The organism is Clostridium sp. KLE 1755 (assembly GCF_000466465.2).
Classification (GTDB): Bacteria; Bacillota; Clostridia; order Lachnospirales; family Lachnospiraceae; genus Eisenbergiella; species Eisenbergiella porci.
On the sequence record NZ_KE992744.1, the window covers coordinates 1 to 1,272 of the forward strand.

At 55.5% G+C, this 1,272-nt stretch carries 2 protein-coding genes; one reads left to right on the forward strand and one right to left on the reverse strand.

All coding sequences use genetic code 11. From position 1 onward, the window contains the following. Window positions 1-252 precede the first annotated feature (252 nt). Window positions 253-705, reverse strand: coding sequence for a GNAT family N-acetyltransferase (locus HMPREF1548_RS29175; protein WP_083493033.1), 453 nt, complete (start codon window positions 703-705; stop codon window positions 253-255). Window positions 706-933: 228 nt separating this feature from the next. Here HMPREF1548_RS29175 and HMPREF1548_RS21130 point away from each other — a divergent pair. After that, on the forward strand, window positions 934-1,272 hold a 339-nt coding region (locus tag HMPREF1548_RS21130; RefSeq protein WP_035323292.1), incomplete at its 3' end, for a hypothetical protein.

A 1,272-nucleotide genomic window follows, 5' to 3' on the forward strand; every position in this document is an offset into this window, starting at 1 on the left:
AGCTGCCGTATTGCGGGCAAAGCGTCTGTCGGAGGCTTTAAGAAACAGCTCCAAAACTTCGTAAGCATCCGGGAATCCCCCTCACACCCCGCCCCCTGCGCAAATCTCCCCGCGCCCCCACCGCCAGGACAATTCGCCTCCGCCGGGCGGGTAGGTTGTGAAGGGGAAAAAGGACAGGGCAATAAGGACAGGGAAAAGGGCAGGTAGGAGGGGAAAAAGAACTGGGCAGGGGTGTAGATGGAGGAATGGATTTCAGATACATTCCAGGACCATGACGTGTTCGCCGTGGATGTCTTTTTCACCGTTGAAGCGGAAGCCGTAGTGGGTGTAGAGGGAAGCGGCCGGGGCGTTGCCGGGAATGATGCTGAGGTAGATGCGGCGGCAGTGGTATTCGGTTTGGAGGCGGTCGATGAGGAGGCGCATGGCTTCTTTGCCGTAGCCTTTGTGTTGGTAGCGTTGGTCTATGAGGAGGCGGTCCATCCATACTCTTCCGGAGGGGAGGTATTCGGGGAAGAAGCCGTACATGGCAAAGCCTATGAGGAGTCCGTCGTCGTAGATGGCTACGGGGCGCCAGCAGGAACTGGCATCGGCTTCCTTCAGGCATTGTTCGACGCTTTCTACGTAGGTTTCCTGGCCGGGGGCTGTTTTGAGGGTGAGGGCTTCTTTGCGGTTGGCTGCCGTGATTGGCTGGAGGGAGAGGTTCATGGTGTGTGGATTCCTTTCTGTCTTCTTTTTTTGTGAGTTTTGTTATTTTTCTGATCCTTCGTAGTTTCAATTCATTCTTTCTATCATATGCTATGGAGCCGCCCTATAGTCAAGAGGGGGCAGGGCGGACAGATAAAAGAGTGGATGCAGTAACTGTTCGGCCATGGGCTGAATTGTTATTTTATGTTGGCGGAATTATGGTAGTGGAATTGTAATAGCGGAGGGGATTTGGTAAGATGGAGAAATGAATGCGGCAGGCCGGGATGGTTAGGGCCGGCGGGAGGAGCGGAGTTGGGAATGGGGAAGAGGACAGGAAAGCAGAAGGTGGGACAGCAGATGGCAGGGAAGAAGAATGCAGGAAAAGAGGCGGCGGGATGGAAAAGTGGGGCCGGCCGGGGGGACAGGAGAAGAAATTGGGTGGATTTGTGTATTATTTTGCTGACAAGCGGGGTGGTTATTGCAGCCTATCTGGCGGTGATGGGGGGAATGAGTCAGTCCGGGAGCAGCGGAGGCAGCGGAGGCGGTTCGGGTGAGGTGTCGGGGGGAGCGCTTCTTTTGCAGACGTTG

Excerpts from the sequence above, each read along its gene's own strand:
- HMPREF1548_RS29175 (WP_083493033.1), bottom strand. The coding sequence starts at position 705 with ATGAACCTCTCCCTCCAGCCAATCACGGCAGCCAACCGCAAAGAAGCC.